The sequence below is a fragment of the Streptomyces sp. NPDC027672 genome, from assembly GCF_055566335.1.
In genome coordinates, this window is record NZ_JBVHSO010000010.1 from 129,639 (window position 1) to 144,646 (window position 15,008).

Below are 15,008 nucleotides of genomic sequence, written 5' to 3' on the forward strand. Positions count from 1 at the left end.
TCCGCGCGGGATCCTGCGGGAGGCGGCGCGGGGGACGGTGCCGGTAGAAGGTGATCCGGCGGGCGACGAAGGTGTGCGGGCCCCCCGTACGCCCTGTGGATCACGGTTCCGCCCTGACACGGGGTGCCTAATAGGATTTGGGCAGGCCCAGGGTCTGGTGGGAGACGTAGTTGAGGATCATCTCCCGGCTCACCGGGGCGATACGGGCCACGCGTGCGGCCGTTATCAGCGAGGCGAGGCCGAACTCGCGGGTGAGGCCGTTGCCGCCGAGGGTGTGCACAGCTTGGTCGACGGCCTTCACACAGGCCTCGGCCGCCGCGTACTTGGCCATGTTGGCGGCCTCGCCCGCGCCCGTGTCGTCCCCCGCGTCGCAGAGATGGGCCGCCTTCTGCATCATCAGCCGGGCCAGTTCCAGCTCGATGTGGGCCTGGGCGAGCGGGTGCGCGATGGCCTGGTGGGCGCCGATGGGTGCCTTCCAGACCGTGCGGTCGCGGGCGTACGCGACGGCCTTGCCGAGCGCGTGGCGGCCCATGCCGATCGCGAACGCGGCCGTCATGATCCGCTCCGGGTTGAGCCCGGCGAACAGTTGGAGCAGCCCGGCGTCCTCGTCGCCCACCAGGGCGTCGGCCGGCAGCCGTACGTCGTCCAGGACCAGTTCGAACTGCTTCTCCGCCGCGTTGATCTCCATGTCGATCGGGTGCCTGCGGAAGCCTTCGGCGTCCGTCGGGACGATGAACAGGCAGGGTTTGAGGGTCCCGGTGCGGGCGTCCTCGGTGCGGCCGACGATGAGGACGGCGTCGGCCATGTCGACCCCGGAGACGAACACCTTGCGGCCGGTGAGCAGCCAGTCGGTGCCGTCCCGCCGGGCCGTGGTGGTGATGCGGTGGGAGTTCGAGCCGGCGTCGGGTTCGGTGATCCCGAAGGCCATCAGGCGGGTGCCGTCGGCGATGCCGGGCAGCCAGCGCCGTTTCTGCCGCTCGGTGCCGAAGCGGGAGATCACCGTGCCGCAGATGGCCGGGGAGACGACGAGCATGAGCAGGGGCGAGCCGGCCGCTCCCAGCTCCTCCAGCACGATGGAGAGTTCGGCGATGCCGCCGCCCCCGCCGCCGTACTCCTCCGGGAGGCTGACTCCCAGATAGCCGAGTCTGCCCGCCTCCGACCAGAGGGCGGACGGGTGCTTTCCCTCGGCGACGGTCCGCACGGCGTAGTCCCGGCCGTAGCGCTTGCCGAGGGCGGCCACCGCGGACCGCAGGTCCTGGTGCTCTTCGGTTTCGATGACGGGAGACATGGAGCTCCTAGGAAGAGGGTTCCTGTACGACGGCGAGCAAGGTGCCCGGCTCCACCTGCCGGCCCGGTTCGGCGTGCAGGGCGGTGAGCGTGCCCGCCACCGGGGCGGAGATCAGGTGCTGCATTTTCATCGCCTCCACCCATATGAGGCCCTGGCCGGCCCGAACCGTTGCCCCTTCCGCCAGCCCCTCGGCGATCCGGACGACCGTGCCCGGCATGGGGGCCACCAGGGAACCCGGTGCGAGCCGGGCGACCGGATCGGGGAAGCGGGGCAGGGCGGTGAGGCGGGTGGTGCCGACGTGGATCTGGTCGCCGTAGCGGGCGACCGTGAACCTGCGCCGTACGCCGTCCACGTCGAGGACGACGAGCCGCGCGTCGGCGTGCACGACCCGCACGCCGTCGGCCGCGAGGCCGTCGCGGGTGTGCCGGTAGCGGACCTCGTGCTCCTGGCTGGCCATCGCGTACCGCTTCACCTGCGGCTGCGAGGGGACGTTGCGCCAGCCGCCGAAGCGGGAGCGGCCGTGGGCGTCGGCGAGGGCGGCGGCCAGCGGGGCGTACGGGTCGGCGGCGGGCTCGGCCAGGGCGGCGAGGTGGCGGTCGTAGAAGCCGGTGTCCATGCGGGCCGCCGTGAACTCCTCGTGGCGCAGGGAGGCGACCAGCAGGTCCCGGTTGGTGACCGGGCCGTGCACCGCGGCGGACTCCAGCGCGCCGGCGAGCCTGCGGACCGCCTCGGCGCGCGTGGGGGCGTGGGCGACGACCTTGGCGAGCATCGGGTCGTAGTGGACGCCGATGGTGTCGCCGTCGGTGTAGCCGGTGTCCAGGCGGACTCCGTCCGGTACGGCGAGACGGTGCAGGGTGCCGGTCTGGGGCGCCCAACCGTGCGCGGGGTCCTCGGCGTACAGGCGGGCCTCGATCGCGTGGCCGCGCGCCGGGGGCGGCTCCTTCGCCAGGGCGTGGCCCTCGGCGATCCGGATCTGTTCGGCGACCAGGTCGATGCCGTACACGGCCTCGGTGACGGGGTGCTCGACCTGGAGGCGGGTGTTCATCTCCAGGAAGTGGGCGCGGCCGTCGGCGACCAGGAACTCGACCGTGCCGGCACCGACGTACGAGACGGCGCGGGCGGCGCGCACGGACAGCGTGCGCAGCTCCTTCACGAGCCCTTCGGTGAGTCCGGGCGCCGGGGCCTCCTCGACGACCTTCTGGTGGCGGCGCTGGAGCGAGCAGTCGCGGGTGCCGAGCGGCCAGACCGTGCCGTGGGTGTCGGCGAGGATCTGCACCTCCACATGGCGGCCGTGCTCGATGTACGGCTCCACGAACACCTCGCCGTCGCCGAAGGCGCTCGCGGCCTCGGCGCGCGCGCCCTCCAGCGCCGCCTCCAGCTCCTCCAGGCGGCGCACGATCCGCATCCCGCGCCCCCCGCCGCCCGCCGCCGCCTTCACCAGGACCGGCAGGTCGCCCTCGGTCACCGCGGCCGGGTCCAGGGGCGCGAGGCCCATCAGCCGCTTGGCGCGGGTCTTGGACGCCATGGCCTCGACGGCCTGCGGGGGCGGGCCGATCCAGACCAGGCCGGCGTCGAGGACGGCGCGGGCGAAACCGGCGTTCTCGGAGAGGAAGCCGTAGCCCGGGTGCACGGCGTCGGCGCCGGACGCCAGGGCCGCCCGCACGATCAGGTCGCCGCGCAGGTACGTCTCGGCGGGCGCCGCGCCCGGCAGCCGTACCGCCGCGTCGGCCACGCGCGCGTGCAGCGCGTTCCCGTCGGCGTCGGAGTGCACCGCGACCGTCCGGATCCCCGCCTCACGGCAGGTGCGGAAGATCCGGCAGGCGATCTCGCCCCGGTTGGCGACGAGCACACTGGAGATCATCTGGTCCCTCACATCCGGAAGACGCCGAAGCCGCCGCGCACGCCCTCGTACGGCGCGGTGTGCAGGGCGGACAGGCACAGGCCGAGGACGGTGCGGGTGTCGCGCGGGTCGATGACGCCGTCGTCGTACAGCCGCCCGGACAGGAACATCGGCAGCGACTCGGACTCGATCTGCTGCTCCACCATGGCGCGCAGGGCGGCGTCCGCGTCCTCGTCGTACGGCTGTCCCTTGGCCGCCGCCGACTGCCGGGCGACGATCGACAGCACGCCGGCGAGCTGCTGCGGGCCCATCACGGCGGACTTGGCGCCGGGCCAGGCGAACAGGAACCGCGGGTCGTAGGCCCGGCCGCACATGCCGTAGTGCCCGGCGCCGTAGGAGGCGCCCATGAGGACCGACAGGTGCGGCACCCGGCTGTTGGCGACCGCGTTGATCATCATGGCGCCGTGCTTGATGATCCCGCCCTGCTCGTACTCCTTGCCGACCATGTAGCCGGTGGTGTTGTGCAGGAAGAGCAGCGGGATGTCGCGCTGGTTGGCGAGCTGCACGAACTGGGCGGCCTTCTGCGACTCGGCGCTGAACAGCACGCCCTGGGCGTTGGCCAGGATGCCGACGGGATAGCCGTGCAGCGCGGCCCAGCCGGTGACCAGGCTCGTGCCGTACGACGGCTTGAACTCGTCGAAGTCGGAGCCGTCCACGATCCGCGCGATCACCTCGCGCGGGTCGAACGGGATCTTCAGGTCGTCCGGGACGATGCCCAGCAGCTCTTCCGGGTCGTACGCGGGCGGCTCGGCGGGGCCCGGGTCCGGGTACGCCTTGCGGTGGTTCAGGCGGGCCACGACCCGGCGCGCCTGGCGCAGCGCGTCCGGTTCGTCCAGCGCGAAGTGGTCGGCGAGGCCGGACACGCGCGCGTGCATCTCGGCGCCGCCCAGCGACTCGTCGTCGCTCTCCTCGCCGGTCGCCATCTTCACCAGCGGCGGCCCGCCGAGGAACACCTTCGCCCGCTCCTTGACCATGATGACGTGGTCGGACATGCCGGGGACGTAGGCGCCGCCGGCGGTGGAGTTGCCGAAGACGACGGCGATGGTCGGGATGCCGGCGGCGGACAGCCGGGTGAGGTCGCGGAAGATGGCGCCGCCCGGGATGAAGATCTCCTTCTGGGACGGCAGGTCGGCACCCCCGGACTCCACCAGGCTGATGCAGGGCAGCCGGTTGGCCAGGGCGATGTCGTTGGCGCGCAGGGCCTTCTTCAGGCTCCACGGATTGCTGGCGCCGCCGCGCACGGTCGGGTCGTTGGCGGTGATCAGGCACTCCACGCCCTCCACCACACCGATGCCGGTGACCAGGGAGGCGCCGACCGGGTACTCGCTGCCCCAGGCGGCCAGCGGCGACAGCTCCAGGAACGGGGTGTCGGGGTCGAGCAGCAGCTCGATCCGCTCGCGGGCGAGCAGTTTGCCGCGCTCCCGGTGCCGTCGTACGTACTTCTCGCCGCCGCCCGCGAGCGCCTTGGCGTGTTCGCCCTCCAGCGCGGCCAGCTTGGCGAGCATCGCCTCGCGGTGTGCGCGGTAGTCGGGTCCGGTGGGGTCGAGAGCGGTCTGCAGAACCGTCACAGCGGGGTCTCCGTCACAGCAGGGTCTCCGGGATGTCCAGGTGGCGGGAGCGCAGCCATTCGCCGAGGGCCTTGGCCTGCGGGTCGAAACGGTGCTGGGCGGCGACGCCGGCGCCGAGGATGCCCTCGACGACGAAGTTGAGGGCGCGCAGCCGGGGCAGGACGTGCCGGGTGACCGGCAGGTCGCGGCTCTCGGGCAGCAGCCGCCGGAAGGCGTCGGTGGTGAGGGTGTGCGCGAGCCACCGCCAGCCCTCGTCCGTCCGGGCCCACACCCCCACGTTGGCGTTCCCGCCCTTGTCCCCGCTGCGGGCGCCGGCCACCAGCCCGAGCGGCGCCCGCCGGGTGGGGCCGGGCGGCAGGGGTTCCGGGAGGGGCGGGGACGGTACGGGGTCCAGGGGCCGGGTCTCGGGGGGCGGCGGTACGGGGACACGGCGGCCGGTGTGGAGGACGGCCACATGGTCGACGGCACCATGGGGGACGTACACATCCTCGAACACCCCATAGGGGGCGCCCTTTCCGGGTGGTGCCAACACATGGAATCCCGGGTAGCTGGCCAGGGCCAGTTCCACCGCCGCGCCGCTCAGTGCCCGCCCCACGACCTGCTGGTCCGGGTCCCGTACGACGAGCCGCAGCAGCGCGCTGGCCGTCTCCTCGGTGTCCGCGTCGGCCCGGTCGGTGCGCACCAGCTCCCAGCGCACCTCCCGGGGCGGTGACGCGGTGAGCGCGTCGGCGAGCTGGTCGCGCACCAGGGCCGCCTTGGCCTCGATGTCGAGCCCGGTGAGCACGAAGACGACCTCGTTGCGGAAGCCGCCGAGCCGGTTGAGCCCGACCTTGAGCGCGGGCGGCGGGGCCTCGCCGCGCACGCCCTCGATGCGCACCCGGTCCGGCCCGTCCGGGCCGAGCCGGACGGTGTCCAGCCGGGCGGTGACGTCGGGCCCGGCGTACCGGGCGCCGCCGGTCTCGTAGAGCAACTGGGCGGTGACCGTGCCCATGTCCACGAAGCCGCCGGTGCCGGGATGCTTGGTGATCACGCTGCTGCCGTCGGCGTGGATCTCGGCGAGCGGGAAGCCGGGCCTGCGTACGTCGCCCTCGCCGAAGAAGGCGTAGTTCCCGCCGGTCGCCTGGGTGCCGCACTCCAGCACATGGCCGGCGACGACGGCACCGGCGAGCCGGTCGTGGTCCGCGGGACGCCAGCCGAAGTGGGCGGCGGCGGGCCCGGTGACGAGGGCCGCATCGGTCACCCGGCCGGTGACGACCACGTGGGCGCCGGCCCGCAGGCACTCGGCGATGCCGAAGCCGCCGAGGTAGGCGTGGGCGGCGAGGGCGCCGGGGTGGGCGGCGGTCAGGTCGTCGCCCTCGACGTGCGCGACCCGCACGGGCAGACCGAGCCGGTCGGCGAGTTCCCGTATGCGGCCGGCGAGTCCGGCGGGGTTCAGGCCGCCCGCGTTGGTCACGATCCGCACCCCGCGCTCCCGGGCGAGGCCGAGGCAGTCCTCCAGCCGGCGCAGGAAGGTGCGGGCGTATCCGGCGGCCGGGTCCTTCAACCGGTCGCGGGCGAGGATGAGCATGGTGAGTTCGGCGAGGTAGTCACCGGTGAGGACGTCGACCTCGCCGCCGGTCAGCATCTCGCGCAGGGCGTCGGAGCGGTCGCCGTAGAAACCGGAGAAGTTGCCGATGCGCAGCGGTGTCACCGGGCGGCCTCCTTCCGCGGGCGGCCGGTGCCGGGCGGTCCTGCGAAGGCCTGGGCGATGCCGAGCCACCGGTCCGCGTCCGCGCCCACGGCGGTCAGGGCGAGGTCGGCGCGGTGGGCGCGCTGGGTGACCAGCAGGCAGAAGTCGAGGGCCGGTCCGGTGACGCGTTGCGGGGCGTCCTCGGGGCCGTACGCCCACACCGCGCCGGACGGCGCGCTCAGTTCGACGCGGAACTCCTCGGCCGGCGGGGTGAGTCCGTGCACGCCGTACGCGAAGTCACGGGTCCGCACCCCGAGCCGGACCACATGCCGGATCCGGTCGGTGGGTGGGCGCACCACACCCAGGGCATCGGCGACGTCCAGGGCGTGCGCCCAGGTCTCCATGAGCCGGGCCGTGGCCATGGAGGCGGCGGACATGGGCGGTCCGTACCAGGGGAACCGGGCGCCGGGCGGGGCGCCGAGCAGGGCTTCGCGCAGGCTCGCGCGTCCGGCGCGCCAAGCCGTCAGCAGGTCGGCGGGGGCCCGCCCGGCACCCTCCTCGGCGCCCTCGTCCACGAACGAGCCGGGGTCGGCGAGTGCCTTCTCCACCAGCGCGTGGAAGGCGTCGGCGTCGGTGACGGCGACCAGCGCGGAGCGGTCGGTCCAGGCGAGGTGCGCGATCTGGTGAGCGACGCTCCAGCCGGCCGCGGGAGTGGGCAGTGCCCACTGCCCGAGGCTCAACCCGGATACGAGACGGTCGAGTTCCTCGCTCTCGGCACGCAGATCGTCGAGGACGGACATCAGGTCGGCCATGGGGGGAGCATGGCAGCGGAGGCAGAAACAATCAAGCGTGCTTGCATTAATTTCGGCGGGGGGTGTGCGGGGTGGGGTGGTGCGCTGGGGGCGCGGCGGTGACGGGGGCGGCAGGCGGGGCGCACCAGGTCGTGTCTTCCAACTCCGTGGGAGATCAGGGGCTTCGGCGGTGCTCGTAGACTCATGACGTGGCATTCATGAGCACCCCGCACTGCTGCTTTCTGTGATCGGAAGGCGTTGAGGGCGATGCCGGACGGCGTCGCCCTCCTTGGCGTGCCTGCTGCGTGAACCACGCTCCTGACGCCGGCCGTTCCTTTCCGAAGCGGTGACGGTCCGAGCGTGCGTGCAGGCACGGTTCCTTCCCTTCAGCCCTTGCCAGGAGTGCCTCGTGCCCGTGTCGCTTCCCCCTGCCCTCGAACTGTCCCTCGACCTGCTGTGCTGCCCAACGTGCCGCACGCGCCACCTGCATCCCGACCGAGGCGCGCTGCGCTGCCCGGTGGGCCACACCTTCGACATCGCCCGCCACGGCTACGCCAGTCTGCTGACGGGCACGCGCGCCACCAGCGGCGACGACGCGGCCATGGTCCAGGCCCGGGACCGGTTCCTGGCCACCGGCGCCTACGCGCCCCTCCGCGAAGCCGGGGCCCGCTTGGCGGCCGACGCCGTGCCCGGGCAGGCCACGGTGGTGGACGTGGGCTGCGGTACGGGCTACTACCTGGCCGGCGTGCTCGACCAGTTGTCCGGCGCCCGTGGTCTGGGTCTGGACACATCGGTACGCGCGCTGCGCTCGGCAGCCCGTGCCCACGACCGAGCCGCCGCGGTGGCCTGGGACGTCTTCCGTCCCTTCCCGCTGGCCGACGGGGTGGCCGACGTCGTACTGAACGTGTTCGCCCCGCGCAACCCGGCCGAGTTCCACCGCATACTGCGCCCGGCCGGCCGGCTGATCGTGGTCCGCCCCACCGGGCGGCACCTGGCCGAGCTGCGCGGCCGGTTGCCCGCGATGGTCACGATCGACCCGGCCAAGGAACAGCGTCTGCACCGGGCGCTGGACCCCTTCTTCGAGACCGCCGTCACCGAACAGGTGGAGTACCCGGCGATCCTGTCCAGGCGGGATGCCCTCGACCTGGTGGCGATGACGCCGAGCGCACGCCACGTGAGTCCTGCGGATCTGAACGATGACGGCTTCCTGCCCGATCGGGTGACCGTCTCCGTGCTGGCCACCGCCTACCGGCCTCGGTGACCACGAGCGGGCGCACACGCCTGCTGACCGACGAGCAGTAGGCACGCCTGGCGCCCTGCCTTCCCCGCAGCACAGGGAGGGCAGGGCGGCGCCCCGCGGATGATCGTGGACGAAGTCGATCGTCAGGCCGTGCAGGTGGTCAGACTGCTGGTGCGAAGGCCGTGATGGCGTCGACGAGATCGGCTGGAGCTTCCAGCGGGATCAGGTGCCCCGTGTTCGGGATCACCGTGAAGTCGGCTCCGGAGAGGTAGGGCACCAGGTTGTTGACGAGTACGTCGACGGGCTCGACGTGGTCGTTCTCTCCGGCGACGACGAGGGCGGGGACGTTGATCATGCGGGTGTGCTCGCGGACGTCCTCCGCGATGCCGCGCAGCGGCCACTCAGTGCGGGCGGCGTCGGAGCCGGCCCGCGAGTCGGTCACGATCTGCGACTTGATCGATGCGGGCAGCTCGGTCGCGGTGAGGATGTGATCGCGTGCGCCGGCGACGGACTCGTCGGAGTCGTAGGCGTGCGAAAGGCCTTCCCGGTACTCGGGAGTGATCTCTACGGCGGGCTTCGCCGGAGCGGAACCGACGAGGATGATCCCGCGGAGGCCGGCGGGCCGGGTCGCCGCTGCGAGCTGTGCGATCTTGCCACCCATGGAATGTCCGACGAGGACGTAGTCGGTGACGCCCGCGTCGGCGATCACGGCGAGCGTGTCGTCGGCGAGCTGGCGGAGGGTGTAGGGGCCGGCCAGGTGGCTCGAGCGGCTCCACCCGCGGAAGTCGACCGTGAGCATGTCGCGTCCGGCGAGGCGGTCGACGACGAGGTCCCAGGTGCGGGCGGATCCACCCCAGTAGTGCAGGAACACCAGGGTCGGTCCGGTCCCCGGCCGGTGGTCGTAAACGGGCAGTAGCGGTTGCTGCGTCGTGTACATCGTGCTCTCTCGGTCAACGTTCTGCGGCGGTTTTCTGTGTGTTCATCGAACCTCTTCCGCTGTGCCGGGGCATCGGCACGACTGGTCACCTGATGGTGGAAACTGGACAGATGACCGTGATCCGGCAGATGACCTACCAGCCCGTCGGGCGCCGGGCCGCCACTGTCGAAACCATGACGTTCGACCGCCTTCGCGAGCTGAACGACGGCGGGACACAGCGTGCCGACTTCCATGTCCTCGCCGTCGTCGATGCCGGGCACGGATCCGTCACCGTGGACTTCCTCCGCCACCCGCTCCAGGAGCGGTCCGCGGTGTGGATCGCTCCCGGGGCTGTGCACCGATGGGACGACATCGCCGGCGTGGCCGGGCACGTCGTACTGTTCGTGCCGACCGCTCCGGTCACCCACGCCACCCGGGAGCTCGTCGCGTCCCCGGACCTGGTCGCACACTGGCGCATTCCCGACGCGGACTGGCCGTTCGTCGACACCGCGCGCGACCATCTCCTCCTCGAAACATCCGCCCCACCCGGGGATGTCTCGACGGAGCTGCCCGAGATCCTGCTCTCCGCGCTCATCGCCCGGCTACGGCCCCCTCACGCCGAAGCACGGTCGGTCAATCCGGTGTTCCGGCTGTTCCGGTCCAGCGTCGAAGCGCACTTCCGGGAACATCACGACGTCGGCTACTACGCCCGGACGCTGGGATACGCCCCCCGCACCCTCACGAGAGCGGTGCAGCAGGTCACCGGCCGCAGCGCGAAGGCGTACATCGCCGATCGGATCGCCCTGGAAGCCAAACGGCTCCTCGCACACGACCGCCTCACCGCGGCCGCCTGCGCCCACACGCTCGGCTTCACCGACGCGTCCAACTTCTCGGTGTTCTTCCTCAAGACGACAGGCATGCGTCCGGGTGCGTGGCATGCGACGGTGGCCGCCGAGTGAGGGGGTGCACCCGAGAAAGGCACCACCCATGATCACCGTCGCGACTCCGTGATCGTCAGGGCTCCGTATCTGCCTCGCTGCCCGGGTATCACCGTGCCTGTCTGTGCGACCTCTTAGACGGTTTCTGTGGGCAAGGTGGCCTTGCCTCGGCCTATCTGGGTGCGGACCGCGCCGATGCTCGCCGCTATGACCAGGGAGATGGCCGCGGCCTCGGTCGCGGAGAGGGACTGGTCGAGGATGAGGAAGCCGGCGGTGGCCGCGATGGCCGGTTCCAGACTCATGAGGATGGCGAAGGTGGAGGCCGGCAGGTGGCGCAGGGCCAGCAGTTCCAGGGTGTAGGGCAGGACCGAGGAGAGCAGGGCCACCGCCGAACCAAGGGCGATCGTGGTGGGGTTCAGCAGGCGGGTGCCGGCGTCGGCGATGCCCAGCGGCAGGAAGAGCAGCGCTGCCACCGCCATGGCCAGAGCCAGGCCGTCGGCCTGCGGGAAGCGGCGGCCCGTACGGGCGCTGAAGATGATGTAGGCCGCCCACATGGCACCCGCACCCACGGCGAACGCGACGCCTATGGGGTCCAGGTTGCCGAAGCCTCCGCCGCCGAGCAGGAACACCCCGGCGAGGGCCAGGCCGGCCCAGAGCGCGTTGATCAGGCGGCGGGAGGCCAGGACGGAGAGGGTCAGCGGGCCGAGGACCTCCAGGGTGACCGCCGGACCCAGCGGGATGCGGGCCACCGCCTCGTAGAACAGGCCGTTCATCGCGCCCATGGTGATGCCGAAGACGATCACCGTGCCCCAGTCGGCGCGCGAGTGGCCGCGCAGCCGGGGCCGGCAGACCACGAGGAGGACGACCGCCGCCGCGAGCAGGCGCAGCGTCACCACGCCGAGCGCGCCCGCCCGGGGCATCAGCGTGACCGCCAGCGCGCCGCCGAACTGCACCGAGATACAGCCCGTCAGCACCAGCCCGACCGGTCCGAGGGCGGTGGAGCGGCCCGGAGCACCCGGAGACGGCGGTGCCGGTGACGTGGAGTTCGCTGCGCTGGGGCTGTTGACGGTGTTCACGGCGGTCCTGGTGCTGGCAGGGATCAGATCATGTACATCTCCGTGTACTTCTGAGTCCAGCGTAATGGACCTTGTCAGGAGTGTGAATCCCTTATGCCGCTGTACTGCATGGTGAGATGCGCCTCTCTCGTATGCCGGGCCGGGCTCACCGGGCGCCGCCCGTGGACGCGTCCAGCGCCTGTGCCAGCACCTCCGCCAGATGCCGGCCGTGGACCCCGCCGAGTTGGTCCAGCTGGGTGCGGCAGGAGAAGCCGTCCGCGAGGATCACCGCGTCCGGTGCCGCCTGCCGTACGGACGGCAGGAGCTGCTCCTCCGCGCAGGCCCGGGAGACGTCGAAGTGGCCCTGTTCGAAGCCGAAGTTGCCCGCCAGGCCGCAGCAGCCTCCGCTCAGCTCGCCGGTGAGGCCGGCGGCGGCGCGCAGCCGGCGGTCGGGGCCGTCACCGAGGACCGCGTGCTGGTGGCAGTGGGTCTGACCGGCCACCAGGCGGTCCACGGCGGGCGGCATCCAGTGCGGGGCGTGCCGTTCCAGGGTCTCGGCGAAGGTGAGGACCGCGGCGGCCAGCCGGGCGGCGCGGGGATCGTCGGGCAGGAGTTCCGGGAGGTCGGTGCGGAGCGCGGCGGCGCAGCTCGGTTCGAGGACGACGACCGGGGCCCCGGCTTCGAGCACCGGTTCCATCAGGTCCAGGGTGCGGCGCAGCACCGCACGGGCGCGGTCGAGCTGGCCGGTGGAGACATAGGTGAGGCCGCAGCAGACCCGGGCCCGGCGAGCCGTGAGCAGCGCGGTCGCCGATCTGGTCCGGCCGTCGCCGATCGCTCCCCGGCGCGGCAGCAGCGTCGGCGGCAGGGCCACCTTCAGCCCGGCGGCCTCCAGCACCCGGACGGCGGCCCGTCCGACGGACGGCGACAGATGCTCGGTGAAGGTGTCGGGCCAGAGGACGACCAGGGTTCCGGGGCCTGGGGCCGGGGTTTCGGCGGGGCTCGGGGCTGGGGTACCGGTGGGACTCGCGCCCAGGGTTTCGGCAGACTTGGGGGTCGGGGGTTCGGCGGGCTTCGGAGACGGGTTGCCGACGGGGCCCGGGGCGGGGATTTCGGCGGGACTCGGTGCCGAGTTACCGGCCGGACTGGGGGCCGGGCTTTCGGCGGGACCCGGCGCCGGGGTATCGGCCGGACGGGGAGCCAGACCCCCAGCGGGACCCGGCGCCGGAGTTTCGGCTGGGCTCGGGACCGGGTTGCCGACGGGGCCCGGGCCCGGGGTCCCGGCGGCCGGTGTCGGCGAGTCCCCGCCCCGCGCGGACAAGCCCTCAGCCCCCGGCGCGGACGAGTCCCCCGTGCCCAGCACAGAGGAGTCGCTCGTGCCCCGCGCGGGTGGTTTCCCGGTGGCCGTCGTCGGGCCGCGGTCGCGCCACCATGTCGTGAACGTCTGTGTCGCCAGGCGTGGGATCTCGCGTTCCGGGGTGATCCCGGCCAGTCGTTTGGCGAGGCGGGACAGGGGCCCGACGCCCGCGAGGGCGTTGAGCAGCGGTGCCGTGCGCGTGCGGGCCGCCCAGCGCAGCCACTGGGGCAGGCGGCCCATGCTGTGGTGGGCGGCGGGGCGGCGCCGGCCCGCGTAGTGGTGGTGCAGGAACTCGGCTTTGTAGGTGGCCATGTCGACGCCGACCGGGCAGTCCGAGCGGCAGCCCTTGCAGGACAGGCAGAGGTCGAGGGCGTCGCGGACCTCCGTGGACCGCCAGCCGTCGGTGACCAGCTCGCCGGCGAGCATCTCGTGCAGCAGCCGGGCCCGGCCGCGGGTGGAGTGCTCCTCCTCGCCGGTCGCCCGGAAGGACGGGCACATCACGGCCGGGCCGGACCCCGTCGTCGTACGGCACTTGGCGACGCCGACGCAGCGGCGGACGGCCGCGCGGAAGTCGCCGCCGTCGGCCGGGTAGGCGAAGGCCACGTCGACCGGGCGGCGGGGCAGCACCGCGAAGCGGAGGTTGTCGTCCAGCCGGGCCGGGCGGACCAGCACGCCCGGGTTGAGGAGGTCGTCCGGGTCCCAGACCGCCTTGGCCCGCTCGAAGAGCCGTACCGTCTCCGCGCCGTACATCCGCGGCAGCAGCTCCGCGCGGGCCTGGCCGTCGCCGTGCTCCCCGGACAGCGAACCGCCGTGGGCCACCACCAGCTCGGCCAGCTCCTCCGAGAAGCGGCGGAAACGGCCGACGCCCGCCTCGGTGAGCAGGTCGAAGTCGATGCGGACGTGGATGCAGCCGTCCCCGAAGTGGCCGTACGGCGCGCCGCGCAGTCCGTGGGCCGCCAGCAGCGCGCGGAACTCGCGGAGATAGGCGCCGAGCCGGGCGGGCGGCACCGCGCAGTCCTCCCAGCCGGGCCAGGCCTCCGTGCCGTCCGGCATCCGGGTGGCCGTGCCGGCCGCGTCCTCCCGGATCCGCCACAGCGCCCGCTGCGCGGCCGGGTCCGTCACCACCAGGGCGTCCACGACCTCGGCCGCGCGCACGATCTCCTCCGCCCGCGCGCGTGCCTCGGCCGGCGTCGCCCCGCCGGTCTCCGCGAACAGCCAGGCGCCGCCCCGGGGCAGCGCGGCGCCGGCCGGCACCAGGTCGGCGGCCATGCCCTCCACCGTGAGCGGCCGCAGCGGCAGCAGGCCGGCGGCAGCCTCGGCGGCGGCGCCCTCGTCGGCGTACCCCAGCACGGCCAGGGCCCGGGCGCGCGGGGGCTCGACCAGGCGGACCACGGCCTCGGTGAGGATGCCGAGGGTGCCCTCGGAGCCGCAGAAGGAGCGGGCGACGTCCGCGCCGTTCTCGGGCAGCAGCGCGTCCAGCGCATACCCGGAGATGCGGCGGGGCAGGTCCGGGAAGCCCGTGCGCAGTCTGGCCAGGTCGCCTTCGGCCAGGGCCCGCAGCCCGTCCGGGGCGCCCGCCCAGCCCGGCCCGAGCCGCAGCCGCTCACCGCGCGCGGTGACGACGGACAGCTCCCGCACGCTGTCCGCGGTCGTGCCCCAGGCCACCGAGTGGGAGCCGCACGCGTTGTTGCCGATCATGCCGCCGAGCGTGCATCTGCTGTGCGTGGACGGGTCGGGGCCGAAGCGCAGTCCGTGCGGGGCGGCGGCCTCCTGGAGCCGGTCCAGGACGAGCCCCGGCTGCACCACCGCCGTACCGCTGCCCGGGTCCAGCTCCACCAGCCCGGCCATGTGCCGGGTGAAGTCCAGCACCACGCCGGTGCCGGTCGCCTGTCCGGCGATCGACGTGCCCCCGCCGCGCGCCACCACCGGCACCCCGCGCGCCCGGCACACCTCCAGCGCGGCCGCCACGTCGTCGGCGTCTCTGGGCGCGACGACGCCCAGCGGGACCCGCCGGTAGTTCGACGCGTCCATGGTGACCAGCGCCCGGGCGGTGACATCGAAGCCGACCTCACCCCGGACGGCCTTGCGCAGCGCGCCCGCGAGGCCGGCGGCTTCCGCGCCCCCCGCACCCTCCGCAACATCCGCACGATCCGTCATGCGTCCAGAATGCATCCGGCCACGCTCCGTCACCGCGAGTTTTCCACAGCCCCGCCCATATCGTCGTACGACATCACAAGTCCACGTCTCAGTGATCTCGTCTCATCGAACGGACACGCCTCCACGCGGCCT

General features: G+C 73.2%; 10 protein-coding genes. 2 read left to right on the forward strand and 8 right to left on the reverse strand.

Annotation, left to right across the window (positions count from 1 at the left end):
- Window positions 1-127 precede the first annotated feature (127 nt).
- From ACZ4SV_RS24300 to ACZ4SV_RS24320, 5 genes are read right to left on the reverse strand one after another with little or no spacing between them, the layout of a single operon-like run.
- Window positions 128-1,288, reverse strand: a complete 1,161-nt coding sequence (locus tag ACZ4SV_RS24300; RefSeq protein WP_468006377.1) for an acyl-CoA dehydrogenase family protein — start codon at window positions 1,286-1,288, stop codon at window positions 128-130.
- A 7-nt stretch (window positions 1,289-1,295) separates the two neighbouring features.
- Window positions 1,296-3,149: an acetyl/propionyl/methylcrotonyl-CoA carboxylase subunit alpha gene (locus ACZ4SV_RS24305; RefSeq protein WP_468006378.1), complete on the reverse strand. Its 1,854-nt coding sequence runs from the start codon at window positions 3,147-3,149 to the stop codon at window positions 1,296-1,298.
- 8 nt (window positions 3,150-3,157) lie between these two features.
- Window positions 3,158-4,756, reverse strand: coding sequence for an acyl-CoA carboxylase subunit beta (locus ACZ4SV_RS24310; RefSeq protein ID WP_468006379.1), 1,599 nt, complete (start codon window positions 4,754-4,756; stop codon window positions 3,158-3,160).
- A gap of 13 nt (window positions 4,757-4,769) precedes the next feature.
- Window positions 4,770-6,446: an acyclic terpene utilization AtuA family protein gene (locus ACZ4SV_RS24315; protein WP_468006380.1), complete on the reverse strand. Its 1,677-nt coding sequence runs from the start codon at window positions 6,444-6,446 to the stop codon at window positions 4,770-4,772.
- Complete coding sequence (locus tag ACZ4SV_RS24320; protein ID WP_468006381.1) at window positions 6,443-7,237, reverse strand: TIGR03084 family metal-binding protein; 795 nt, start codon at window positions 7,235-7,237, stop codon at window positions 6,443-6,445. Before ACZ4SV_RS24320 ends, ACZ4SV_RS24315 begins: the two co-directional genes overlap by 4 nt.
- 388 nt (window positions 7,238-7,625) lie before the next feature.
- Here ACZ4SV_RS24320 and ACZ4SV_RS24325 point away from each other — a divergent pair, with 388 nt between their 5' ends.
- Window positions 7,626-8,477, forward strand: coding sequence for a methyltransferase domain-containing protein (locus ACZ4SV_RS24325; RefSeq protein WP_468006382.1), 852 nt, complete (start codon window positions 7,626-7,628; stop codon window positions 8,475-8,477).
- A 139-nt stretch (window positions 8,478-8,616) separates the two neighbouring features.
- On the opposite strand, the gene ACZ4SV_RS24330 is transcribed toward ACZ4SV_RS24325, so the two are convergent.
- Window positions 8,617-9,393, reverse strand: a complete 777-nt coding sequence (locus ACZ4SV_RS24330) for an alpha/beta fold hydrolase (protein ID WP_468006383.1) — start codon at window positions 9,391-9,393, stop codon at window positions 8,617-8,619.
- Between the two features lie 110 nt (window positions 9,394-9,503).
- Between ACZ4SV_RS24330 and ACZ4SV_RS24335 the strand changes: the two genes are divergently transcribed.
- On the forward strand, window positions 9,504-10,331 hold the full coding sequence (locus ACZ4SV_RS24335; RefSeq protein ID WP_468006384.1) for a helix-turn-helix domain-containing protein: 828 nt from the start codon (window positions 9,504-9,506) through the stop codon (window positions 10,329-10,331).
- A gap of 113 nt (window positions 10,332-10,444) precedes the next feature.
- On the opposite strand, the gene ACZ4SV_RS24340 is transcribed toward ACZ4SV_RS24335, so the two are convergent.
- The gene (locus ACZ4SV_RS24340; protein WP_365871206.1) at window positions 10,445-11,386 is read right to left on the reverse strand and encodes an EamA family transporter; all 942 of its coding nucleotides are present in this window, start codon (window positions 11,384-11,386) and stop codon (window positions 10,445-10,447) included.
- Between the two features lie 145 nt (window positions 11,387-11,531).
- A complete protein-coding gene (locus ACZ4SV_RS24345; protein ID WP_468006385.1) occupies window positions 11,532-14,876 on the reverse strand; it encodes an FAD-binding and (Fe-S)-binding domain-containing protein in 3,345 nt (1,114 codons plus the stop codon).
- Window positions 14,877-15,008: the final 132 nt, after the last annotated feature.